The organism is Knoellia koreensis (assembly GCF_013041615.1).
In the GTDB taxonomy this organism is placed as follows: Bacteria; Actinomycetota; Actinomycetes; order Actinomycetales; family Dermatophilaceae; genus Pedococcus; species Pedococcus koreensis.
The window spans coordinates 124,691-147,057 of the sequence record NZ_JABEPQ010000002.1; the positions used below are offsets into that span (position 1 = coordinate 124,691).

17 protein-coding genes and 3 tRNA genes are annotated in these 22,367 nt (G+C 71.1%); 8 read left to right on the top strand and 12 right to left on the bottom strand.

The annotated features are described in order from the left end of the window. Positions 1–2 precede the first annotated feature (2 nt). The 5 genes from ettA to HJG52_RS08965 form a co-directional block, all read right to left on the bottom strand. On the bottom strand, positions 3–1,685 hold the full coding sequence (gene ettA / locus HJG52_RS08945) for an energy-dependent translational throttle protein EttA (protein ID WP_171243280.1): 1,683 nt from the start codon (positions 1,683–1,685) through the stop codon (positions 3–5). Positions 1,686–1,759: 74 nt separating this feature from the next. Beyond that, positions 1,760–2,359, bottom strand: a complete 600-nt coding sequence (gene ssb, locus HJG52_RS08950; RefSeq protein ID WP_171243281.1) for a single-stranded DNA-binding protein — start codon at positions 2,357–2,359, stop codon at positions 1,760–1,762. Positions 2,360–2,487: 128 nt separating this feature from the next. After that, on the bottom strand, positions 2,488–4,179 hold the full coding sequence (locus HJG52_RS08955; RefSeq protein WP_240977764.1) for a YfjP family GTPase: 1,692 nt from the start codon (positions 4,177–4,179) through the stop codon (positions 2,488–2,490). Further along, complete coding sequence (locus HJG52_RS08960) at positions 4,176–5,891, bottom strand: dynamin family protein (RefSeq protein ID WP_346767649.1); 1,716 nt, start codon at positions 5,889–5,891, stop codon at positions 4,176–4,178. Before HJG52_RS08960 ends, HJG52_RS08955 begins: the two co-directional genes overlap by 4 nt. A 142-nt stretch (positions 5,892–6,033) precedes the next feature. After that, positions 6,034–6,858 carry a hypothetical protein gene (locus HJG52_RS08965; RefSeq protein ID WP_171243282.1) on the bottom strand — a complete coding sequence of 275 codons (825 nt, stop codon included), beginning with the start codon at positions 6,856–6,858 and terminating at the stop codon, positions 6,034–6,036. A 77-nt stretch (positions 6,859–6,935) separates the two neighbouring features. Between HJG52_RS08965 and thpR the strand changes: the two genes are divergently transcribed. Then, positions 6,936–7,511, top strand: coding sequence for an RNA 2',3'-cyclic phosphodiesterase (gene thpR, locus HJG52_RS08970; protein WP_171243283.1), 576 nt, complete (start codon positions 6,936–6,938; stop codon positions 7,509–7,511). Between the two features lie 62 nt (positions 7,512–7,573). On the opposite strand, the gene HJG52_RS08975 is transcribed toward thpR, so the two are convergent. The 3 genes from HJG52_RS08975 to HJG52_RS08985 form a co-directional block, all read right to left on the bottom strand. Then, a tRNA-Arg gene (locus HJG52_RS08975) sits at positions 7,574–7,649 on the bottom strand. Between the two features lie 14 nt (positions 7,650–7,663). Then, positions 7,664–8,887 (bottom strand): amidohydrolase, encoded by a 1,224-nt coding sequence (locus HJG52_RS08980; protein ID WP_171243284.1) that lies wholly within the window; start codon positions 8,885–8,887, stop codon positions 7,664–7,666. A gap of 10 nt (positions 8,888–8,897) precedes the next feature. Next, a complete protein-coding gene (locus HJG52_RS08985; protein WP_171243285.1) occupies positions 8,898–10,088 on the bottom strand; it encodes a PrsW family intramembrane metalloprotease in 1,191 nt (396 codons plus the stop codon). 64 nt (positions 10,089–10,152) lie between these two features. Here HJG52_RS08985 and orn point away from each other — a divergent pair, with 64 nt between their 5' ends. The 4 genes from orn to HJG52_RS09005 all read left to right on the top strand — a co-directional run bounded on the left by orn (position 10,153) and on the right by HJG52_RS09005 (position 11,885). Beyond that, a complete protein-coding gene (gene orn, locus HJG52_RS08990; protein ID WP_171243286.1) occupies positions 10,153–10,782 on the top strand; it encodes an oligoribonuclease in 630 nt (209 codons plus the stop codon). Positions 10,783–10,861: 79 nt separating this feature from the next. Continuing rightward, a tRNA-His gene (locus tag HJG52_RS08995) sits at positions 10,862–10,937 on the top strand. A 187-nt stretch (positions 10,938–11,124) separates the two neighbouring features. Then, positions 11,125–11,751, top strand: a complete 627-nt coding sequence (locus HJG52_RS09000) for a copper resistance protein CopC (RefSeq protein ID WP_171243287.1) — start codon at positions 11,125–11,127, stop codon at positions 11,749–11,751. Between the two features lie 58 nt (positions 11,752–11,809). Next, positions 11,810–11,885: transfer RNA gene (locus tag HJG52_RS09005), tRNA-Lys, on the top strand. An 81-nt stretch (positions 11,886–11,966) separates the two neighbouring features. On the opposite strand, the gene HJG52_RS09010 is transcribed toward HJG52_RS09005, so the two are convergent. Together HJG52_RS09010 and HJG52_RS09015 are read right to left on the bottom strand one after the other, a co-directional pair. Continuing rightward, a complete protein-coding gene (locus HJG52_RS09010) occupies positions 11,967–12,368 on the bottom strand; it encodes a nuclear transport factor 2 family protein (protein ID WP_171243288.1) in 402 nt (133 codons plus the stop codon). A gap of 86 nt (positions 12,369–12,454) precedes the next feature. After that, positions 12,455–17,605 (bottom strand): GH92 family glycosyl hydrolase, encoded by a 5,151-nt coding sequence (locus HJG52_RS09015; RefSeq protein WP_346767650.1) that lies wholly within the window; start codon positions 17,603–17,605, stop codon positions 12,455–12,457. Between the two features lie 165 nt (positions 17,606–17,770). Between HJG52_RS09015 and HJG52_RS09020 the strand changes: the two genes are divergently transcribed. Continuing rightward, entirely contained in the window at positions 17,771–18,808 is a 1,038-nt protein-coding gene (locus tag HJG52_RS09020; RefSeq protein WP_240977848.1) for a LacI family DNA-binding transcriptional regulator, read from the top strand. Here the strand turns inward: HJG52_RS09020 and HJG52_RS09025 are convergent. Both HJG52_RS09025 and HJG52_RS09030 read right to left on the bottom strand, forming a co-directional pair. Then, complete coding sequence (locus HJG52_RS09025; protein ID WP_171243289.1) at positions 18,744–19,484, bottom strand: copper homeostasis protein CutC; 741 nt, start codon at positions 19,482–19,484, stop codon at positions 18,744–18,746. The genes HJG52_RS09020 and HJG52_RS09025 overlap by 65 nt on opposite strands. Continuing rightward, positions 19,481–21,010: a M81 family metallopeptidase gene (locus tag HJG52_RS09030; protein ID WP_346767651.1), complete on the bottom strand. Its 1,530-nt coding sequence runs from the start codon at positions 21,008–21,010 to the stop codon at positions 19,481–19,483. The genes HJG52_RS09025 and HJG52_RS09030 overlap by 4 nt, the downstream gene beginning before the upstream one ends. A gap of 383 nt (positions 21,011–21,393) precedes the next feature. Between HJG52_RS09030 and HJG52_RS09035 the strand changes: the two genes are divergently transcribed. Continuing rightward, positions 21,394–21,876: a cysteine dioxygenase gene (locus tag HJG52_RS09035; protein WP_171243291.1), complete on the top strand. Its 483-nt coding sequence runs from the start codon at positions 21,394–21,396 to the stop codon at positions 21,874–21,876. Beyond that, complete coding sequence (locus HJG52_RS09040; RefSeq protein WP_430413339.1) at positions 21,873–22,343, top strand: rhodanese-like domain-containing protein; 471 nt, start codon at positions 21,873–21,875, stop codon at positions 22,341–22,343. Before HJG52_RS09035 ends, HJG52_RS09040 begins: the two co-directional genes overlap by 4 nt. Positions 22,344–22,367 lie beyond the last annotated feature (24 nt).

Genomic DNA, 22,367 nt, shown 5'->3' on the forward strand with positions numbered 1-22,367 from the left:
CCTCAGTCGCGGGTCAGCTTGCGGTAGGTGACGCGGTGCGGGCGGGCCGCCTCAGCGCCGAGCCGCTCGACCTTGTTGGCCTCGTAGGCCTCGAAGTTGCCCTCGAACCAGTACCACTTGGCGGGGTTCTCCTCGTCACCCTCGTAGGCGAGGATGTGCGTCGCGACGCGGTCGAGGAACCACCGGTCGTGGCTGATGACCACGGCGCAGCCCGGGAAGTCGAGCAGCGCGTTCTCGAGGGAACCCAGCGTCTCGACATCGAGGTCGTTGGTGGGCTCGTCGAGGAGCAGCAGGTTGCCGCCCTCCTTGAGGGTGAGCGCGAGGTTGAGCCGGTTGCGCTCCCCACCGGAGAGGACAGCGGCCTTCTTCTGCTGGTCCGGGCCCTTGAAGCCGAACTGCGACACGTAGGCGCGCGACGGGATCTCGACCTGACCGACGTTGATGTAGTCGTGCCCGCCGGAGACGACCTCCCAGAGGTTCTTGTCGCCGTCGAGACCACCGCGGCTCTGGTCGACGTAGGAGATCTTGACGGTCTCACCCACGTCGACGGTGCCGCCGTCGGCCTGCTCGAGCCCGACGATGGTCTTGAAGAGGGTCGTCTTGCCGACTCCGTTCGGGCCGATCACGCCGACGATCCCGTTGCGGGGCAACGTGAACGTCAGGTCATCGATGAGGACGCGCTCGCCGAAGCCCTTGCGCAGGTTCTTGACCTCGATGACCTTGCTGCCGAGGCGCGGGCCCGGCGGGATCTGGATCTCCTCGAAGTCGAGCTTGCGGGTGCGCTCGGCCTCGGCAGCCATCTCCTCATAGCGGGCCAGGCGCGCCTTGGACTTGGTCTGGCGGGCCTTGGCGTTGGACCGCACCCACTGGAGCTCATCGGCGAGCCGCTTGGCGAGCTTGGCGTCCTTCTTGCCCTGCACCTCCAGACGAGCGGCCTTCTTCTCGAGGTAGGTCGAGTAGTTGCCCTCGTACGGGTAGGCGCGGCCGCGGTCGAGCTCGAGGATCCAGCCCGCGACGTTGTCCATGAAGTAGCGGTCGTGCGTGACGGCGACGACGGCGCCGGGGTAGCTCGCGAGGTGCTGCTCCAGCCACAGCACCGACTCGGCGTCGAGGTGGTTGGTGGGCTCGTCGAGCAGCAGCAGGTCGGGCTTCTGGAGCAGCAGCTTGCACAGGGCGACGCGGCGGCGCTCGCCACCGGAGAGGACCTTGACGTCGGCGTCACCCGGCGGGCAGCGCAGCGCGTCCATCGCCTGCTCCAGCTGGGAGTCGAGGTCCCACGCGTCGGCGGCGTCGATCGCCTCCTGGAGCTTGCCCATCTCCTCCATCAGGGCATCGAAGTCGGCGTCCGGCTCGGCCATCTCGGCCGAGATCTCGTTGTACCGGTCGAGCTTGGCCTTGATCTCGCCCGCACCCTCGGCGACGTTCTCCAGGACCGTCTTGGAGTCGTCGAGCTCGGGCTCCTGCATGAGGATGCCAACCGAGTAGCCGGGCGTCAGTCGCGCCTCGCCGTTGGACGGCTGGTCGAGTCCGGCCATGATCTTCAGGACCGTCGACTTGCCCGCACCGTTGGGGCCGACGACGCCGATCTTGGCGCCGGGGTAGAACGAGATGGTGACGTCATCGAGGATGACCTTGTCGCCGTGGGCCTTGCGGGCCTTCGACATGACGTAGATGAACTCGGGCATGAGGGCAAGGCTATCTGCCGCTGCCCCCACGCCCGAATCCGCGTCGGGCCCCTCGCCGCGGCCCGGTCAGCGCCTCACACCCCGGCCCGCAGCGCCGTCACCTCCGCCGGCGCGTCGTCGTCGGCCGTGCCCGGGTCGTCGTCCTCGTCACCGCCACCGAACCGGTGGATCTCCCCCGTGACCGGGTCGACCACGTCGTATGGCGCCTGGTCGGCCGACTCGGGGCCGTACCCCTCGAGCTCGGCGCGCGCCTCCTGCACGGCGGGGTCGTCCATGCGGTCGTCACCGGTGGAGAAGCTGGCCCGGCTCACCTTGGTGTACTTCGTCGTGCCCCAGGTGAGGTCGTGCCCCACCGCGTTGGCGTCGATGTCGACCGAGGTCACCCCGACCTCGAGCTCACCGAGCTTGCGGGTCCACTGGGCCACCTTGAGCCGGCCCGTCACGACGACGGGGTCGCCGCGGTGCAGCGAGCTGGCGATGTTGGCGCCGAGCGAGCGCCAGGCGGTCACGTTGACGAAGTTGGTGTTCGCGTCCTCGAACTCGTTCGTCTTGCTGTTCCACCGGCGCACGGTGGACGCGACCCGGAAGGTCGTGAACGGCTGGCCGCTGCCGGTGTTGCGGACCATGGGGTCGGCCACCAGCCGGCCAGCCACGGTCACGTGGGTCTCGTTCATCTGAGCTCACCTGTCTGTTGTCCGAATAGGTGAGGCCAGCGTGCGGCGACGGTCCGACGGCGGGCCAGCCCCGCGGCATACCCCTGTGGACAACGCCCGCGGGCGACCCCGCCTGTGGACAGCCCGGGTCAGGAGGCCGCGCGGATCAATGCCTCGCGCGTCGCGCGGTGTCGCTCCAGCACCTGCTGGACGGGCGCAAGGATCCGCTCGCGAGCCACCTCGGACACCGCCTCGGTGAGCCGCTTGCGCACCGACGCACCTCGTCGGCGTGCGCCCACACGCGCGAACCACCGGGCCAGCCCGGCGAGCACGAGGCCGAGCACGAGCCCGCCCACGAACATGAGGAACGGCCACGGCAGTCCCCACAGCTTGGGCGTCTCGAGCTGCGGCAGCTGCAACCAGCCCATGACCGCGAGCAGCACCAGCCACAGCAGCCCGAGCACCGTCACGACCGCCAGCACCAGCTGCGCCAGGCCGAACACGCGCCACCACACCGGCGGCCGCATGCGCAACGACGTCGACACGACGGCCTGGTCGAGGGCGTCGGCGAGATCGGGCCCGGGCGGTGTCGCAGCGTCGGAGACCGCCTGGGACCAACGCACCGGCAGCCCCACCGAGGCCTCGTCACCGACCCGTCGCGTCGCCAGCTCGACGGCCGACCGGGCGGCCGGGGTGGGCGGCGGCAGCGAGGAACGGCCGAGCACGGTGCGCACGTCGCCGGCGGTCACCGCCAGCTTCTGGTCGGTCTCGTCAGTCGCGTTCAACCGCAGGCGTTTCAGCGGGTCGGGACGCAGCGCGCGCACCCAGCGGGTGAAGGGCCACCCAGTGCGTCCCCACGCCTGGTTGCGGTAGTCGCGCTCGACGGCCGAAACGACGACGGGTATGCCGGCCGCGCGGCCAAGTGCCTCGACCAGGTCCTTGTCCTTGTCCTTGACCGAGGCCTCCTTGTCGCCGACGTCGGCGCGCAGCTTGTCCGCGGTGGAACGGATGTCGGCCGCCAGCCGGTGCCGGGCGGCGTTCTGCGCGGCGACCGCGGTGGCCAGTCGGTGGCGCAGCTCGTCGACGCCGTCGCCTGAGGTCGCCGACGTCGCAACCACCTGGACCTTGCCGATGCCGTCGGCCTCCGCGAGCCGGCTGAGGTCCTGACGGACCTGCGCGAGCGCGTCGCCGCGCAGCCGGTCGGCCTGGTTGAGCACGACCACGGTCACGGCGTCGTGGGTGGCCAGAGCGCTCAGGAAGTCGTGGTGCAGGCGCGCGTCGGCGTACTTCTGCGGGTCGGTGACCCACACGAACACGTCGACGAGCTCGAGCACCCGCTCGGACTCCTCACGGTGCTCCACGACCCGGGAGTCGAAGTCGGGCAGGTCGAGCAGGACGAGCCCGTCGAGGTTGGGCGCGCCGTCACCACGACGCGCGGAGCCACCAGACGCGCCGACGCCCGTTTCGACGTGGTGCCGCTGCGGCACCTGCAACCAGTCGAGAAGTGGTCCGGCATCCTCCGAACCCCACACTGCCGCAACGGGTTTCGACGTCGTGGGGCGTCGCGCCCCAACGGTGGCGACCTGCTCACCCACGAGGGCGTTGAAGAGGCTGGACTTGCCGGAGCCGGTGGCGCCGGCCAGCGCGACGACCGTGTGGTTGCCGGCCTTGGACGTGCGCTCGTCGACCTTGGTCACCAGCGTCTCGGCCGCGGCCCGGCGGCCCGGGTCGAGCTCGGCCCCGCCGGAGTCGAGGGCAGACTGCAGCGCCCCAGCCTTGTCGGACAGCTCGTTCGCCGAGATCGCCTTGACCTTGGCTCCGCCCATCAACAGGGGGCTCATCGCACCGCCTTCACCGCTGCTGCGGCATCCGCCAGGCGCTCGGCCCGGTCCTTCGTCACGTCCACGCCCGCAAGGGCCTCGTCATAACGCGCCTGCTCCTCGGCATACAGGGTCTGCACGTGCCCGATGAGCGCGAGCCGCGCCTTGCGCGCCATCTCGCGCACCGCCTGGTCGCCGAAGATCGCCTCGAGCACCTTCTGCGCGAGCACCGCCGTGCCGCCAGCGATGCCGACCTCGGCACCCACCAGACCACCGGTGTGCGCGAACGCCACGAGCATGAGGATCACGCCAATTCCGTTGAGGCCGTAAGCCGCAACCCGTGCAGTCGTGCGGCGGTCCTTGCCCTCGTTGCGCACCAGGTCGAGCACCTCGCCCTGCCAGTCACGCACCATGCGCTCGATCCGCTGGGGCAGGTCGGCGCTCGGCTTGGCCAGGTCGGGGTGCGCCGCGACGAGTGCGTCACCGCCGGGCAGCTGGCGCCAGCGGCGGACCGTGGTCGCGGCGGCGCCCTGGGCCTGCGCGGTGATGAGCGCGGCCACCCCGGACTGGAGCGCCTCGCCGAGGTCGCCGGACGGGGCCGGCTGCCCCTTGATGGCGGCCGTGATCCGGTCGCGCACCCGCGAGACGGTCGACTCGACCTGCTTGAAGAACTCGCCGGTGCCGACGAACTCCTGCCAGCGCGCGAGGACCTCACCGCGCAGCAGGGTCCCGTCGCTCACGCCTTGCTCGACGTCCTCGAGGGCGTCGTCGTATGCCGTGTGGGCGGCATCGCCCAGCTCGGTCACCGCGTCGGCCTGCGCCGTCGCCGCGTCGACGACGACGGTGGTGCGGTCGTCGAGCGAGGCGAGCGCGCCGGCGAGGGTCTGGCGCACGATGACCGCCCTGGCGCGGGCGTCGCTGGCGAGCGCCGTGAGCCACGAGCGCAGCCGCGCGACGTCGTTCTCGGGCAGGCGCCCCTCGGGGTTGAGCTCTGCCTCGGGGATGCCGAAGATCGGCGCGGTCGCGAGACCCTGCTCGCGCAGCATCGAGGCGAGGTGGCTGCGGATGTCGGCCATCGCCTCTGGCGGCACCCGGTCGAGGACGATCGCGATGGCGGTGCCGCGGTCGGATGCCTGGCGCAGCAGGTCCCACGGCACGGCATCGGCATACCGCGCCGCGGTGGTGACGAACAGCCACAGGTCAGCCGCGGCGAGCAGCTGACCGGCCAGCGCCCGGTTGGCGCTGACGACCGAGTCGATGTCCGGTGCGTCCAGCAGCGCCATGCCCGGCGGCAGCGACCGTGAGGTGATGAGCCGCAGGGTGGTCGACCCGGACTCCCCCTCGTCGGTGGCGCGGGCACCGCGGGTGCGGCTCAGTCCCGGCAGGATGCGGTCGTCCAGGAACCACTTCTCGTCGTCCGGGTGGTGGACCAGGACGGGGATGGTGGTGGTGGGGCGCAGGACACCGGACTGGGAGACCTCGGCGTCGACGATCGAGTTCACCAGCGTGGACTTGCCCGCACCGGTGGACCCGCCGACCACGGCCAGCAGCGGCGCGTCGAGTGAACGCAGCCGCGGCAGCACGTAGTCGTCGAGCTGGTGGAGGAGCGCGTCGCGAGTCGTGCGAGCGGACTCCACCCCGGGCAGGTCGAGCGTCAGCTGGGCCTCGTCGACCCGCTCACGGAGGGTCGAGACGGCGCCCACCATGCGTTCGGCGTCGTCGTGGGAGAGCACGTCGCAAAGCCTAGTAGGAGCAACGCCACGCAGCCGCGCCGACAGACCGGCGCTGAGCAGGGGAACTGTCACAAATCGACCCGAACGGCCGAGACGACGGCGCGTGGGCTGGGTGAGTCGCGTGGCGGGCAGAAATCCCCGGTCAGAAACGGCGGAAGTAGTCGTCGTACCCGCTGCTCGTTCCGCCGTCGCCGGCGCGCCCACCGTCATCGCGGGGCGAGAGCCGTTCGACCGGTGCGATCTGCTCGACCCCGTCGAGGCTGATGTCGTCGTCGTTCGCGCCGGGGGTGGCTCCGACCCGCCGACCCCGGCCGCCACGCTCGTCGTCGGCCGCCTCACCGCCCGCACCGGCAGCGGTCGACCCTCGCCCGACGTCAGCATCGTCCGCGTCGAGGGACGTGTCGTCGAACGTCGGCAGCCGCAACCACCACAGCCCCGCCACGACCAGCACCAGGACCGCGGTGACGGGCACCCCGAGGTTGGCGAACATGATCGACACCGGCCCCGGCCCCTGGTCGCCGTACACGACATTCGGGTCGTCACCCCGCTGGTTGTAGGGGTCGTCGACGATGCCCGACACGGCCCACCAGCCGACGACCACCAGCGCCCACAGGGCGGCCAGCACTCCGACGCCGAGCACCTCCCAGCGCACCAGCCGCGCCTGGCTCACGCGCGCCAGGTGCAGGATCGCCACCGATGCCACGACCAGAGCCGCGGCCAGGAGAGTGGACAGGTCGGTTCCCGCTCCCCCGAACCACCCGTTGGCGGAAGCAGCGACGTGGCGCCAGAAGGTGAGAACGACTGGCGTGCCGTCCGCTGACGGCGGGCCGTAGATCCCGGCCTGGACCCATGCCATCCGGCGGCCGAGCGCGCTCGTCACGACCAGCACCAGCACCGCGACCTCGAGCAGGCGCACGGTGACGAACCACGTCCGCGCTTCTGACCACGACGGGCGCCACTGCGGCATACCTGCCCCCTCTCCCGGCGGAGGTCACGACAACCTGTGTGGCCAATCTAGGCCAGCCCGCGCGTCAGAATGCGGGGATGCGACTCTTTGCCGCGCTGTATCCGCCCGCCGCCGCCGTCGAGCACCTCGACGACTTCCTCGCCCCACGCCGGGAGGCGGGCACGGACCTGAGGTGGACCGACACCGAGCAGTTCCACGTGACGCTGGCGTTCATGCCCGAGGTGGCCGAGCACCTGGTCGAGCCGCTGGCCGACGCACTCGCCGCGTCCCTGTCGGAGCGTCGACCGCTCGACCTGCGCGTCATCGGCGGCGGAGCCTTCCCCAATGCCGCCGAGGCCAAGGTGATCTGGGGCGGCCTCGAGGTCGGGGACGACGACCCCGCCGGCGATTCGCTCACCTCGCTCGCGCGAACGGTCCGGCTCACCGCCAGCCACGCGGGCGCCGCCCCGCAGGGTGGGCCCTTTCGCGCCCACCTCACGGTGGCTCGGTCGCGACGCGCGTTCGAGGCGACGCGCTGGCTGCGGATCCTCGAGGCGTATGCCGGGCCGGCCTGGATCGCGGACGAAGTCACCCTCGTCGCGTCGCACCTCGGCGAGTCGCGCGGTCGGCGACCGCGCTACGAGGTGATGGCGCAGGTCGCGCTCGGCGGCTGACCGCTGCGTTCGGCCGTCTCCCGTCGTCCTGCCTGGGTTCGCCAACCTCACTTCGTTCGGTTTGGCGCCCCCGGCAGGACTCGAACCTGCAACCTACGGATTAGAAGGCCGTTGCGCTATCCATTGCGCCACGGGGGCTGACTCCCCGAAGTCTAGGCGTCGCCGCCGGCCAGCTGCGCACACCGGCGCAACGCCAGCTCGGCCAGCAGCGCCGCCCCGTCCGGCACCACCGCGTCGTCGAAGTCGGCGCGCGGTGAGTGGTTGTCGGGAGCGTTCTCGTAGTCGTCCACCGGGCACGCGCTGAGGTTGACGTAGGCGCTCGGCACCAGCTCCCCCACGAACGAGAAGTCCTCCGAGCCCATCTCCGGGTCCCGTTGGTGCACATACCGATCCGCGCCGAACAGGTCCTCGATCGTCGCCTTCGCGAACGCGTACTCCGCCTCGTCGTTCATCGTCACCGGGTAGCCCGGCAGCTGCGTCACCTCGGCCCGCAGCCCGTGCCCCTCGGCGATCCCCGTCGCCAGCTGCTCGATCCGCCGCATCACCTCGGCCCGGCTCTGCGGCGAGAGGCTGCGCACCGTCGCCTCGAAGACGGCGTCGTCGGGGATGATGTTGTCCTTGGTTCCACCGACGAACTTGCCGACCGTGATGACAACCGGGTCGAACACGGAGAACCCCCGCGTCACCAACGTCTGCAGGGCGAGCACGATCTCGCAGGCCACGGGGATCGGGTCCTTGGCCCGCGACGGCGCGGAGCCGTGGCCGCCCTCGCCGACGACTCGCACCACGACCTCGTCAGCCGCCGCCATCAGCGGGCCCGGCCGTCCGAACCACGTGCCCCGCGGGTGCTCCGAGGAGTAGACGTGCAGGGCGTATGCCGCGTCGACCCGTCGGCCGGCCGCATCGAGGAGGCCCTCGTCGACCATCGGCTTCGCACCGCCGGGTCCCTCCTCCGCCGGCTGGAACATGAACACGACGTCACCCTCGAGCTCGTCGCGCAGCTCGTGCAGGATCCGCGCCGCGCCCACCAACCCTGCGACGTGGAGGTCGTGCCCGCACGCGTGCATCTGCCCCGGGTGTTGGGACACATAGTCCAGCGGCAGGTCCTCGCTCACCCGCAGCCCGTCCATGTCGCCGCGCAGCAGCACGACCGGACGATCCGTCCCACTCCGGGACCCGCCGCCCCCGCGCAGGACGGCGACCACGGAGGACAGGCCCTGGCCCACCGTCACTTCGAGGTCCAGGCCGGCAAGGGCGTCCAGCACCTTCTTCTGTGTCTTGGGCAGCTCGAGCCCCAGCTCGGGCATCTGGTGCAGCTCGCGCCGCAGCGCGATGAGGTCGGGGCCGATGGACGAGGCGAGGTCGGTGGTGCGCACGACCGGCACGCTAGCCGAGCCGAGCGGGCTGGCCCATGAACCCCTGCCGGGCCGCGGTCAGGGCGTCGAGCAGCTCGCGCTCGGTCTGCAGGGCCTGGGCGTCCGCGGCACTGTGCTGCATCCGCGCCCGCAGCAGCGCCAGCTCGGACGCGTTGTCCTGGAAGGAGCGCATCGCACCCAGGGCGGGGCCGCCGCCGATCGACTTGGCCCACACGCGGGCCGCGCGCCGACCGCCCATCGTGGCGAGCATCTGCACCTCACCCGGCGCGAGCCACCCGGCGTCGGCGTACTGGCTGAGGTAGTGCCCGATGAGCCGCCCCTCGCGCCGCCGGGCCCACACGACGAGGCCGACGAAGGCGAGGAAGATCGGGAGCTCGACGAGCAGGTAGACCGCAACCATCCCGGATCCGCCCGTCACCGCCGCGAGGTTCCACATGGCGTGGGCCGACACCGCCAGGAGGTACCCGCCGATCGGCGCCAGGACCCTGACCGCCCGGCTGCGTGCGGTCGCCGCGATGCCGACACCGATGCCGGTGAGGACGGTGAACATCGGGTGGGCGAACGGCGTGAACAGCCCTCGGGCGATGAATGTGCCGGTCAGCGCTTGGTCGCCGCCGTCGGCATACGCCATCCCGAGGTACTGGATGTTCTCGGTGAAGGCGAAACCGGCGGCGACCAGCCCGGCATACACCATGCCGTCGATGATCCCGTCGAACTCGCGCTTGCGGATCCACCACACCAACAGCACGAGGAGCCCCTTGGACGCCTCCTCGACGAGCGGCGCGGAGAAGATCGCCGTCGCGAGCAGCGCGTCGTCGGTGCGCCCGGTCGCCGACTGGAAGGCGATGTTGGCCCCGGTGTTGAAGACCCCGGACACGAGCGCGGCCACGAGGGCGCCCCAGAGGAAGGCCACCACGAGGTACTTCGTGGGCTCTGCCTCGAACCGGTCGAGCCACAGGAAGGTGGGGATGACGATGCCGAGCGGGATCGCGGCCAGCAGGATCGCGAGCAGTGTCGTCACCGGGCCGAGGGTGGCGCCGTAGTAGACCGCGAGCACGACTGCCGCCAACAGGAACCCGACCACGATGACCCCGCCGAGCAGCCACCGGCGCACGGTCGCGCGGCTGCTCGCCCGGTGCCGACCGGAGCCGGCAGGCACGGGCGCCGGCACGGCATACCGCTGGTCGTGTCCCCATGTCATGGCCCGAAGGCTAGTCCAGTGAAAGCGCTCCCCACCTGTCCGGCGGGGGCCCTAGGGTGGACCGGTGAGCCAGAGTCCCACCGAACGTTCCGTCAACGACCGCATCGTCTGGATCGACTGCGAGATGACCGGCCTGTCCCTCGAGCACGACGCGCTCATCGAGGTGGCGGCGCTGGTGACCGACTTCGAGCTCAACCAGCTCGGCGACGGCGTCGACCTCGTCATCGCGCCGCCGGCGCAGGCGCTGGAGCAGATGGACGAGTTCGTCCGCACGATGCACACGACGTCGGGGCTGCTCGAGGAGCTCGCGGGGGGCACGACCATGGCCGACGCGCAGGAGCAGGTGCTCGCCTACGTGCGCGAGTGGGTGCCGGAGCCGCGCAAGGCCCCGCTCGGTGGCAACACGGTCGCGACCGACCGCGGCTTCCTCGCGCGCGACATGCCGCAGCTCGAGGAGTGGCTGCACTACCGCATCATCGACGTCTCCTCGATCAAGGAGCTGTCGCGCCGCTGGTACCCACGCATCTACTTCAACGCACCCAGGAAGCACGGCGGCCACCGCGCGCTCGCCGACATCCGCGAGTCGATCGCCGAGCTGCGCTACTACCGCGAGGCAGCCTTCGTGCCGCCGCCCGGGCCCGACTCCGACACGGCCAAGAAGATCGCCGCGAAGTACGAGATCACCGGCGACTGAAGGGTGGTCACGAGCACCCCTTCAGACCCGGTACGATGGTCGTCGCTTCGCGGCCGGCACTGACCGGCCGCTGCGCATGGTGGGTGTAGCTCAGCTGGTAGAGCATCGCGTTGTGGTCGCGAGGGTCGCGGGTTCAAGTCCCGTCACTCACCCCAGCGCGAAGGCCCCGACTCCGGTCGGGGCCTTCGCCATGTCAGGGGGTATGCCGCGTGCTCACCCGCGCCTCCCGCGTCGCCCCCGCACTCCCCAGGGTGCCAGGGGCGCAGCATGGCGCGCAGCTGGCATCCCCGGACGCTCTGGACGGCTGGCCGCTGACCGCAGCTGGTGCGCGAGGATGGGCGCGTGTTCCTCCAGGGCAAGAACCACCAGCGGGTGATCCGCATCGGCGTCTGGGTCGCCGTCATCGGCCTGCTGCTCGGCGTGCTCAGCTCGATCATCATGGCCACCGCGGCCGACGCGCACACGGCACTGAAGTCCAGCGACCCCAAGGACGGCGCGACGCTCACCACCCCGCCGGCCCGGGTGGTCCTCACCTTCAGCGAGCCGGTCAGCACCAGCTTCGCCACCGTCACCGTGACGGGCCCGGACGGGCCCATCACCGAGGGCAAGGCCGGCGTCGAGGGCGACGTCGTCACCCAGGCCCTCGCCAGCGGCATACCCGATGGCACGTATGCCGTGTCCTTCCGCGTGGTGAGCGAGGACGGGCACCCGGTCTCGGACCGCCTGTCGTTCACGGTTGCGGCGGGCACCTCGGCGACGTCGACGGGCACGGCCACGACGTCCGGCGGGCCTGCCAGCAGTCCCCCGGCGACGGCCGTATCCCCCACGGGCGCGGCGGAATCCGCCAGCGACCAGGTCGCCGACAGCGGGCGCACGACCCGGGTCGGACTGGCTGTTGCGGTGGCTGCCCTGGCCGTCGCAGCCGGCACTGCGGTCATCGCCCTGACCCGGCGTCGGGGCGCCGAATGACACCGCAGTTCAGCCGATTTCACTCCGGCGGCACCCGGCTGCTACTGTCTCTCCTCGCGCGCCATTAGCTCAATTGGCAGAGCAGCTGACTCTTAATCAGCGGGTTCGGGGTTCGAGTCCCTGATGGCGCACCACCTCTGGCGGATGACCGAAGCCCCCGTGTGCACCTGCACCGGGGGTTTTGTCGTTGGCGCACGCGGGTCCGAAGGCTGCGGTCAGACCCGCGGGTTCTCCTGGGGCTCCGAGCCGCCCCAGTAGACCCAGTGCCATCCGTCGGGCTCCAGGGTGAAGACACCGGTGGTCCAGTAGGGCACGCGGACGGGCTCACCGTCCTCGACGACCTCGACGTGACCGAGGACCTGGGCCCAGGCGACGTCTCCGCGGCGCCAGACCTTCACGTCCTCCGGGACCCACGGCAGGCCGTGCGCCGCGATGCTCTCGGCGACTGCGATGACCTGGTCGGGGCCCTGCATCAGCTCGCCCTGGCCGGACCCGGCGACCGCGATGTCCTCGTGGTCGAAGGCGGTTGCGACGTCACCGCCGGGCGTGGACATCGCCCGGTAGGTGCGCTCGATGAGCTCGCCGATCTCGGCGCGGGTCTGCGGGTCCGCTTCCACGGGTCAAGGCTAGGACCGCCCCTCCCCGTCCGGCGGCGTTTTCGCGAAGGCCAGCCGCAGGGCAGACCCCAGCCCGCCGGCCCCGTCTAGGTCACGGTCACGCTCACGGTGACCAGGGTGTCGTTGCGGCTGTCACCGACGAGCACCCGCACGGCAAACGTGCCGGGGACCGCCCACTGGTGCGTGCCCCGCAGGGTTGCGGTGCCATCGGCCGCCACGACCACGGTCACGTCCTGGGTCGGGGTGCCGTCGCCCCACGCGACCCGGCCCGTGTAACCGCCCGGTGCGGGCACGCCGCCACTCACCGTGCCCAGCGTGACGCTGGTGGATGTGCCCGCCTTCGCGGTCACGCCCGTCGCGGCGCGTGCGGTGACGGGGGTGCCGTTGTCGGCGACCGCGAACACGTGGATCCGCCCGTCCGCGTGCGGGTCACCGGTCTGGGCGGGCAGCGTCACGGACTTCACGGTCTTGCCGGACGGGATGGTCAGCGGCGCGGTGGCGAACAGGGTGAGCTGGCAACCGTCGGTGCCGGTCCCGTTGAGCCGCGTGGTCATCTTGAGCGCCACGAGGTTGCCGAACTGCGGCGAACCGCACCAGTCGCCGTACTGAATCGGGTAGGGCACGCTCGTGCCGTCGGTGAAGTGCACCGTGCCGACCGTGTCCTGGTTCTTCTGCGTGGCGGTGCCGATGAGGCTCAGCTTCGTCGCCCCCGGCGCGAGTGTCACAGGGAGCGTCTGCCCGGCACCGGTCGCGTTGTCGTTCTTGCCAGCCGGGATGGCGGGCATCGAGAACGACAGGTCCGACCCGGCCACGGTGAGGAGGCGTCCGGGAGTGCCGCCCGCGGCATACAGGGCAGGCCGGGAGATGCCCGCCTGGTCTCCGTCGCACGGCACGAGCTGGCCCGGGTCGCCGATGCACACGAGGTCGAAGCCGCTGGCGTAGGACGGCACGACGGCCTGGTGGACCACCGCCTGGCCGACGGCACTCGACTGCGCCTTGAGCCCGCTGACCGTCACCACCGGCTCGTACGGCCCCGGCTTGGCGTAGGTGTGCTCGCCGCGGACGGTGTAGGAGCCGAGGTCGCCGGCCGAGATGGTGCCCTGCGAGGTGGTGCCGTCACCCCACGCGATCGTCGCGGAGTAGTCGCTCGCCGTCGACTGCTTCTCACCGGAGAACGTGGCGACCGTGCCCGACACCGGTGTGCCCTCGACCCCCTCGAGCGCGTCGCCGGCGGTCACGCGCAGCCCTGCGTTCTCGGCCTTCGTGCCGTCGGTGAGGAACTCCACCTCGGCGAGGCGAGGTATGCCGCTGCTGGCGGTGACGACGAGCCGGTAGGTCGTGTACGTGCCCGGCATGGCGACCTTGAACGGACGCGTCTGCGTGGCCCAGCGCCACTCCTCGCCGCTGCGCTGGTCGAGGACGGTCCACGAACGCCCGTCCTTGCTGCCCTCGAGGCGCCAGGCGGAGGCGGCGCCACCCGACGACCCGTTGGTCAGCGTGTAGAACGTCGCACGCTGACCCGCGCCGGAGAGGGTGTAGCTCACCGTGGGCGTGGCCGTGCCGAACGTCACCGAGGTGGCGGAAGTGTTGTCGAACAACGCCTTCGCGTTTGTGGTCCCGGTCGCGGATGCGGTGCCGCGCTGGGGTCCGGTGGCGTCACGCAGGGGCAGCGGCTGCGCGTCACCCTTGGTCAGCGACGGTGGGGTCGCGTTGTTCTGGGTGCCGTAGTCCGACGGGCTCGAACCCATCGTGAAGTCGAGCGTCGTCGCACCCGAGATCATCGAGTTCGGGATCGACACCGGCATGTAGCCGTCACCGTTGATCTTGAGCTTCTGCACGTAGATGTTGCGCTCGGAGTTGGCCGGTGCGTTGACGACGAGGTCACCACCGCGACGGTGCACGGTCGCCTTGGTGAACTTCGGGGAGCCCACGGCCCACTGGTCCGAGCCCACCTGCAGCGGGTAGATGCCGAGCGAGGAGAGGATGTACCAGGAGGACATCTCGCCGTTGTCCTCGTCACCCGGGTAGCCCTGGCCGATCTCGTCGCCGACGTAGAGGCGACGCAGGATCTCGCGGACCTTCTCGGCCGTCTTCCACTGCTGGCCCGTCCAGTCGTACATGTACGGAATGTGGTGCGACACCTGGTTGCTCATGCCGAGCTGGCCCATCCGCACATCGCGCGCCTCGATCATCTCGTGGATCGTGCCGCCGTAGGAGCCGGGCTTGGTCGCGGTCTCCGGAGTGGCGAAGAACGTGTCGAGCTTCTTCGCCAGCGCGGCCTTGCCGCCAAGGAGGTTGGCCAGGCCGTTGCCGTCCTGCGGCACGTGGAACGCGAAGTTCCAGCCGTCGGTCTCGGTGTAGTCACCGCCCCAGACCTCCGGGTCGAAGGTCGCCGCGAAGCTCCCGTCGTCGGCCCGGCCCTGGAAGAACCCGGTCTTGGGGTTGAAGAGGTTCACGTATGCCGTGGCGCGCTTGAGGAAGTACTCGGACTCCTCACCCAGCTGGGTCCGGCGCGCCTCCGGCACGCTGGGGTCCTTGGCGAGCGCCGCGGCCTGGTTGCCGATGCCGAAGTCGTTGATGAGTCCCTCGAGTCCCCACGAGACGCTCTCGCCCGTGCTGTTGGGCGTGTAGCCGAGGAACGTCGAGGTGGCGAGGCCCTTGCGCCCGACGCCGGACGTCGTCGGCAGGGTCGTGGCGTTCTTGAGCGCGGCGTCGTAGGTGCCGAGCTTGTCCGGCAGCGGCACGCCCCTGACGAAGGCGTCGGCAAACGCGACATCGGAGCTCGTGCCGGTCATGAGGTCGGCGTAGCCCGGCGAGGACCAGCGGGCCACCCAGCCGCCGTCGCGGTACTGCTGGACGAAGCCGTCGACGAGCTCGGCCGCGAAGTCCGGGTAGAGCAGCGAGTAGGCCGGCCACACGGTGCGGTAGGTGTCCCAGAAACCGTTGTTGACGTAGATCTTCCCAGACACGACAACGGCATTCGTGGTGGTCGCCGTCGCGGCGCCGGACTTGGCCCGCACCGGGCTGGCGTACTTGTAGTCCGGTGACGTGGCGGTGCCTGTGTTCTCGAACTGGCTGTTGGGGTAGAGGTTGAGCCGGTACAGGTTGGCGTAGAGGGTGCGCGCGTCGGAGTCCGAGGCGCCCTCGACCGACACGACCCCGAGCCGCTTGTCCCAGGCCGAGGTGGCGGCGCCACGGACCTGCTCGAAGCTGCGTCCCTGGAGCTCGAGCGTGAGGTTCTTCCGGGCCTGGTCGAGGGAGATGAAGGATGTCGCCAGGCGCAGCTCGACCCGCTTGGTCCTGGAGGTGTCGAACGAGACGTAGCGGGTGCCGCTGTGGCTGCCCGCGGCCGGTCCGGTGGCTGTGGCGGGACGGTCGAACGCGCCGTAGACGAACATGCGGCTGCGACCGACCGACAGGCCGCTGCCGTTGTCGACCCAGCCCGTCATGGTCCCTGCGGTCGCATCGACGGTGAAGGTGCCGTTGTCGTCGACCGTGTCGAGGACGAGGCTGCCCTTGGCTGCGGCGTCCGGGAAGGTGAAGCGGTACGCACCACCGTGGTCGGCCGGTGCGGTCTCGGCGACGATGCCGCCGTCGAGCGCGACCCGGTAGTAGTCGGGGCGAGCGACCTCGTCCTTGTGGTCGAAGGGAATCGCACGCGAGGTCGTGCTGCCGCTGGGCACCCCCGTGGCCGCGGACGGCAAGACGGACATCTGGTTGCGGTCACCCATCCAGGGAGACGGTTCGTGGGAGATGCCGAGCCCCTCCAGCACCGGACGGTTGGCAGCGTTGTTGTCGGCCTGGTACGAGTACTCCCACGACTTGGAGTTCGCGTCGGTGAGCGGCGTGAAGAACGTGAAACCGTTGGGCAGCGCGCTGATCGGCAGGTTGTTGCCGCGCGAGAACGACCCGGATGCGTTGGTGCCGCGGCGCACGTCGACGAGGTTGGTCGGGCTGGAGCGGTCGGCGCTGACCGGCGCCGGGTCGATCCGCAGGTCGTCGACCCAGCCGCCGAACCTCGTGCCCCCCTTGGCGGAGGTGTTGTCGTAGCCGAGCAGGACGGCGTCGATGGTCTTGCCGGCCGCCGCCGGGCCGAGGTCGACGACCACCGAGTTCCACTGCGCGGCATACAGGATCTTGCCCTTGCCCTGCCCGCTCGGCGAGAACGCCGTCTGGTGGCTGTCCGTCGCGCCCAGGTCGGAGAGGTAGGTGCCGTCGGTGAACTTCAGGTCGACGGCGACGTTGGTCGAGGGGTAGGTCAGGTCGCCCTTGACCATGTCCGGGATGACCTTGTAGCTGAGCTGGGTGCGGTCACCGACGGGGACGTCGACGTCGTAGAGACGGTTCCAGGCGTAACCGCGACCGTCGGCGGTGTGCCGGCCGGCGTAGTGGAGCGCGCGGATGCCGGCCCAGCCCACGAGGGACTTGATGTTGTAGCCGGACCGCGGGCCCTGTCCGACCTCGGTCACCATGGGAGCGGCCACCGGCGGGTTGGTGGTCGGGTCCTCGTTCAGCCCCCAGTCGGCAAGCTGGACGATGCCGCCGGAGTGGTTCGCGGTCACATCCAGCCGGTAGTAGGCGTACGACCCGGGCGTGGCCACGGTGAAGGTCTTGGTCTGGAAGCGCTCACTGAAGTCGAGGCCCGTCTGCCGGTCCAGGTCGGTCCAGGTCGTCCCGTCGGCCGACCCCTGGAGGGTCACGTCCTTGGGGTCGCGCTCGGGTGCGTCGTTCGCCGAGGTGAGCGACCACGTCACCGCCCTGCGGGCGCCGGACAGCTGGTAGCGGACCCAGCCGGTGGACTGGAAGGCGAGCCACTTCGTGTCGGGGTTGTCGTCCGACAGGTTGGCCGCGACCTCTCCGGGCGGGTTCTCCGCGCTGGCGGTGATGCCCACGACCGCACCGAGGAGGCTGCCGTCGGCTCCCTGGCTCCCGGTGACGTTCGACTGCCGCGGGCCGTCCGGCCCGGCCTCCACGGTGGATGCCAGGGGTGCCGGCTGGCCGTCCTCGAACGACGTCTCGAACCCACCCGCGGCCACGCCCGCCGCGCGGGACGACGCACCCGAGCTCGAGGACGCAGACGGTGCGGGTTTCGCGGTCGGGGCGGCGCCGGCCGCCGACGCCCACCCGAGTGCAGCCGCGAGGACGCCGACGACAACCGCCCTGGGAAGTGCCGTGCGGGTCAGGGCAGAAGTCGAGCGCATGAGTCCTCCGAGCCACGTCGTTGTGTGCACCACCACGCGCTGTGGGGTGTTGGCATCCTTTGGCCGCGCCCCGCCGACGGCAACTGCGGACGTCCGCCTTGTCCGGAGCGGACAGGCCAACCGGACAACCACCGCACCGTGCTGGCCAGCGACCTGTTGCCGGCACCGGTGGCGTCTGGTGGGATCGGGCGCGTGACGACGATGTCTGGCCACCGGACAACCGCGGTACCGACGATGTCCGACGTGGCGGCCGAGGCGCACGTGTCGGTCAAGACGGTGTCGCGCGTGGTCAACCGCGCCCCCGGGGTGCGGCCGGACACCGAGGCCCGAGTGCGCGCCGTCATCGAGCGCATCGGCTTCGGCCGGCACGGTGCTCCCCACACCCAGCTGAGCCGTACCCAGACCATCGGGCTGGTCATCGAGGACCTGGCCAACCCGTTTTACTCCCAGCTGGGCGCGGCGGTGGAGCGCGAGGCCCGCATCCGCCAGTACCAGCTCATCACCGCGTCTGCCGAGGGCTCACCGACCCGGCAGCGCGGCATACTGCGCGGGCTCGTCGCCCGACGTGTCGACGGTGTCGTCATCGTGCCGGCCGACGACACCCCGGCCGGTGACCTGGCGCTCGGCGCGGACGACATCCCGATCGTCTACATCGACCGGCCCGTGCGCGGCGACGCGGCCGACACCATCGTGAGCGACAACGCCGGTGGTGTCCGCAGCGCGGTGGAGCACCTCGTCGCCCACGGCCACCACCAGATCGGCTTCCTCGGCGACCACGCCGAGTACTGGACGGCCCGTCGGCGGCGGGAGGCCTTCCTTGACGTCCACACCTCGCTGACGCTGCCCGGCGAGCCCCGCGTGGCCATGGGTCCGCACACGACGGAGTCAGCCGTGGCTGCCCTGACGCAGTGGGGCCGGGGCCGCGAACCGGTCACCGCCGTGATCACCGGCAACAACCGGGTCACCCTCACGGTGCTCCACGCACTGCGTCAGCTGGACCTTCGGTTGGCACTCGTGGGCTACGACGACTTCGAGCTCGCGGACCTCGTAGAGCCTCCCGTCACCGTGGTGCATGCCGATCCAGCAGCGTTGGGGCAGAAGGCAGCCCAGCAGCTGTTCGCCCGCCTGCTCGGTGATGAGTCCCCGCCGCAGACGGTCGTGATGCCCACGCGGCTCATCGTCCGGGCGTCGGGCGGCCCACCTGCGCGACCACGGCGGCGGCCAAATCCCGGTCGGTGACGTCGTGCGTGCCGTCATCCTGGGCGCCGAGGGGTATGCCGTGTGCGGCCACCGGGCGCCGCGCCGAGAAGTGCACGGCGTCGACACCGGTGTCGAGCACCCGCCCGACCGTCCGAGCGCTGATGCCTCCACCGGCCATGACCTGGATGCGCCCGCCGGCAACCTCCACCATGCGACGAAGCCTCTCGCGGCCCTCAGGTGCGCTGACCGCGCCACCCGACGTCAACACCCGAGTAGCACCTGACCCGATCGCAACCTCTACGGCCGCAACGGGATCCGCACACACGTCGATGACCCGGTGGATGGTCACCTCGCGGCCACCGGAGCGCTCCACCACCTGCGCGACGAAGTCGCCGTCCAGCTGCCCGCCAGCCACCTGTGCGCCGACGACGACACCGGCCGCGCCGGCGTCCAGCGCACGCTCGACGTCGGCGTACGTCACGGCGAGCTCGTCCGCCGTGTACCGGAAGCCACCGGGCCTCGGGCGCACGAGGACGTGGACCCCTACGGCACCTTGGGTTGCGGCAACGGCTGCCTCGATCGTGGCGATCGACGGCGTCACTCCCCCGAGGGCCAGCGCCGAGCACAGCTCGACCCGGTCGACGTCCAGCCCGACGGCGATCCGCACGCCCGCAGCATCCTGGACGGCGAGCTCGAGCTGCGGCTGGGCCGTCATCGCCGCGCCTTCGGTGGCTTTGCCGGGCCGCTGAGGACCTCCGCCCTCAGGTCCGGCGCCCAGCCGCCGCCGACGCGAGTCTCCGGGTCGAACGGGTGAACCGGGCGCCGAATCTCCTTGTGTCCCAACCGCTCAAGGTCCTGGTCGACGCCGCCGGGCGTCAGCGCCAACGTCCACCCGCGGGCGAGGTCGTGCAGCGTCGGCTCGAGGTAGCCGATCTTCGTGACGACGATGTCGGCACCCCCCGGGTCGAGCCCGATGGCGGTGAAGTCGGCGACGTCGTGGAAGGCCTTGCGGTGCTCGGTGACGACGGCGTGCAGACCGCCGACCCGGATGACGGCGATGCCACCCGCGTCGGGATCACCCTCGTGCAGCGAGTGGAGTATGCCGCGCAGTCGCGCCGGCGGGGCGGGTGACGGTGTCGTCCGCGCACCAACCTCGATCTCGACGAAGTCGCCGATCTCCCTGTGCCGCAATGCCTCCAGGGCCTCGGCATCGAACACCGACGCAACGAGGGTGGTGGGCGAGTCATCGGCGGTGAGGTCCGGTCGCTCCAGCAGCCGCGCGAGCGTCCAGGTGACGTCGCCGGTTCCCCCAGCACCGGGGTTGTCGCCGGAGTCGGAGATGACGTGGGGCCGGGTGCGGCCGGCCAGGGCGCGGTCGACCGCCTCGTCGAGGGTCGCGGTCGGGCCGACGAACTCGAAGTCGTCCCGTACCCGCCACAGCTCGCGTGCGAGCTCCTCCGCCCCTCTCGCACAGGCCTGGGGGTCGGTTCCCTGCACCACCACGGTGGCGTGGCAGCGTGGCTCGTCGGCCCACGCGTAGCCCACCCAGATCGCCGCGTCGACGACGCCGTCGCGGCTGGCGACCTCGGGCAAGCGAGCGTAGAGACTCCGGGCCGGCTCGACGCGGGTACTGGTCTTCTCCCCCGGCAGCAGGATCGGCACGGCCACGCGCGCACGGACCGGGTCGGCCCCCGAGAGCAGTACGTCCACCAGGTTGCGACCGGCGCGGTCTCGGGTCTCGTCGGCGTCCTCGTGCGGAGCCATGCGAAAACAGGTGAGCAGGTCGACCTGCTCGGCCAGCTCGCGGGAGACGTTGCCGTGCAGGTCCATCGCGGCCGAGATCATCACGCCCGGTCCGACCACCTCCCGAACCGCCCGCACGAGGTCGGCCTCCGCATCCCGCAGGCCGTCCACCGACATGGCCCCGTGGATGTCGAGCAGGATGCCGTCGAGCGGTCCGTACGCCAGCGCCGCCCGCAGCCCGGAGCAGATCCGCGCCCGGTGGTCGGCATAGGTGTCGGCCAGCACGGCCCCGCCCGGGATCGACCGCGCGAAGTGCACCCCCACCCACTCGACCTCCGGCGCGGTCTCGCGCGTCACGGCATACCGGTCGAGGAGCTCCTGTCCGGCAAGGACCCGGAAGTCGCGCGCCCCCGCGCGGTGCGGCGAGAAGGTCGAGGACTCGATCCACATGCCGGCCACGGCGATCCGCAAGCGGCGGTCGGCATCGGTCGGCGGCACGGCGCCCAACCTATCGGTGCGTCCGCTCCGCGAGACGGGGACCGCTGCCCGTGGACGCAGCCGCGTCGCCCGTGCTGCACTTGTCCCATGTCTTCGTCCACCGCACGGCTCTGCGCGCTCATGGGTTCCATGTGCCGCTGCACCATGCGGTGTTGCTGCCACTGCGCCTGACCAGCCCGCAGCAGCCACGTCCTCCCCCACCGGGGTCGAGGACCCAGACCCGGAGACGAGACCCATGCCTACACCGGCACCCAGCCACACGGCATACCGCCGCATCCATCTCGACCTGTTCCTCGTGCAGGGCTCGATGTGTCCCCGAATGTGTTGCGCCGCAATGCATTCGCAGACCACCAGCCATCACCGACCTGCACAGGAGACAACCCATGACCGCCGTCACCACCGGCACCCCCGGAGTCAACCGCTTCACCCGTAACCAGCTGCTGCGCACCGCGCGGCTTTTCGCCAGCGACCCAGACCTGCACCGACTCGTCGACCTCGACTCGAGCGAGCGCACCTGGCACCGCCTCGACGCCACCGACCACCTCGAGATCTGGGTCATCGGCTGGCCCGTCGGGTCACGGACCGGCTGGCACGACCACCTGCGGTCCGAGGGGGCGTTCCTCACCGTCACCGGCGAGCTGCTCGAGCAGACCTTCTCCGGCGGCGAGGTCCACGACCGGCTCCTCTGGGAGTCGGAGGGGCGCTCGTTCGGCCCGCGGCACGTCCACAACGTCGCCAACCTCGGCGACCGTCCAGCCCTGTCGGTCCACGTCTACTCCCCCGCGCTGCGCGGAATGACGCGGTACGCCCTGGTCGACGGGGCCCTGCGCGAGACCAGCGTCGAGCGGGCGGGGGTGCAGTGGTGACCGCCATCGCACCCGCCGCAACCGCACCGGCGAGCACCCACGACCCGCTCTGGGAGACGCGGCTGTTCAGCGCGCCGCACTACGACGGCATCGACCACCAGCTCGCCGACGCCCGGAGCCGGCTGCGCAGGGTGAGCGTCCGCGCGGCATACCAGGAGGTCCTGCACCACCGCGCGGTCCTCGTCGACATCCGGCCGGCCGCCCAACGCGCCGCCGAGGGCGAGGTGGCCGCCCACCTGGTCCCGCTCGTCGTGGAGCGCAACGTCCTGGAGTGGCGGTTCGACCCGCGCCATGACGCGCGCCTCCCGGTAGCGGGTTTCGACACCCGGGTGCTCGTGCTGTGCCAGGAGGGCTACACCTCGTCGCTGGCCGCAGATGCCTTGGTGCGCTTGGGAGTTCGTCGGGCCAGCGATGTGGTCGGCGGGTTCCGGGCGTGGCGCGAGGCGGGGCTCCCCGTCGCGCGCTAGCGCCACCGGGCCGAGGGCACCGCG

Bases quoted from the DNA above. Each gene is read 5' to 3' on its own strand.
- thpR (WP_171243283.1), top strand. From the start codon at position 6,936: ATGCGACTCTTTGCCGCGCTGTATCCGCCCGCCGCCGCCGTCGAGCAC.
- HJG52_RS09020 (WP_240977848.1), top strand. From the start codon at position 17,771: ATGTCTGGCCACCGGACAACCGCGGTACCGACGATGTCCGACGTGGCG.
- HJG52_RS08985 (WP_171243285.1), bottom strand. From the start codon at position 10,088: ATGACATGGGGACACGACCAGCGGTATGCCGTGCCGGCGCCCGTGCCT.
- HJG52_RS09025 (WP_171243289.1), bottom strand. From the start codon at position 19,484: ATGACGGCCCAGCCGCAGCTCGAGCTCGCCGTCCAGGATGCTGCGGGC.
- HJG52_RS08965 (WP_171243282.1), bottom strand. From the start codon at position 6,858: ATGCCGCAGTGGCGCCCGTCGTGGTCAGAAGCGCGGACGTGGTTCGTC.
- HJG52_RS08955 (WP_240977764.1), bottom strand. From the start codon at position 4,179: ATGAGCCCCCTGTTGATGGGCGGAGCCAAGGTCAAGGCGATCTCGGCG.
- HJG52_RS09035 (WP_171243291.1), top strand. From the start codon at position 21,394: ATGACCGCCGTCACCACCGGCACCCCCGGAGTCAACCGCTTCACCCGT.
- ettA (WP_171243280.1), bottom strand. From the start codon at position 1,685: ATGCCCGAGTTCATCTACGTCATGTCGAAGGCCCGCAAGGCCCACGGC.
- ssb (WP_171243281.1), bottom strand. From the start codon at position 2,359: ATGAACGAGACCCACGTGACCGTGGCTGGCCGGCTGGTGGCCGACCCC.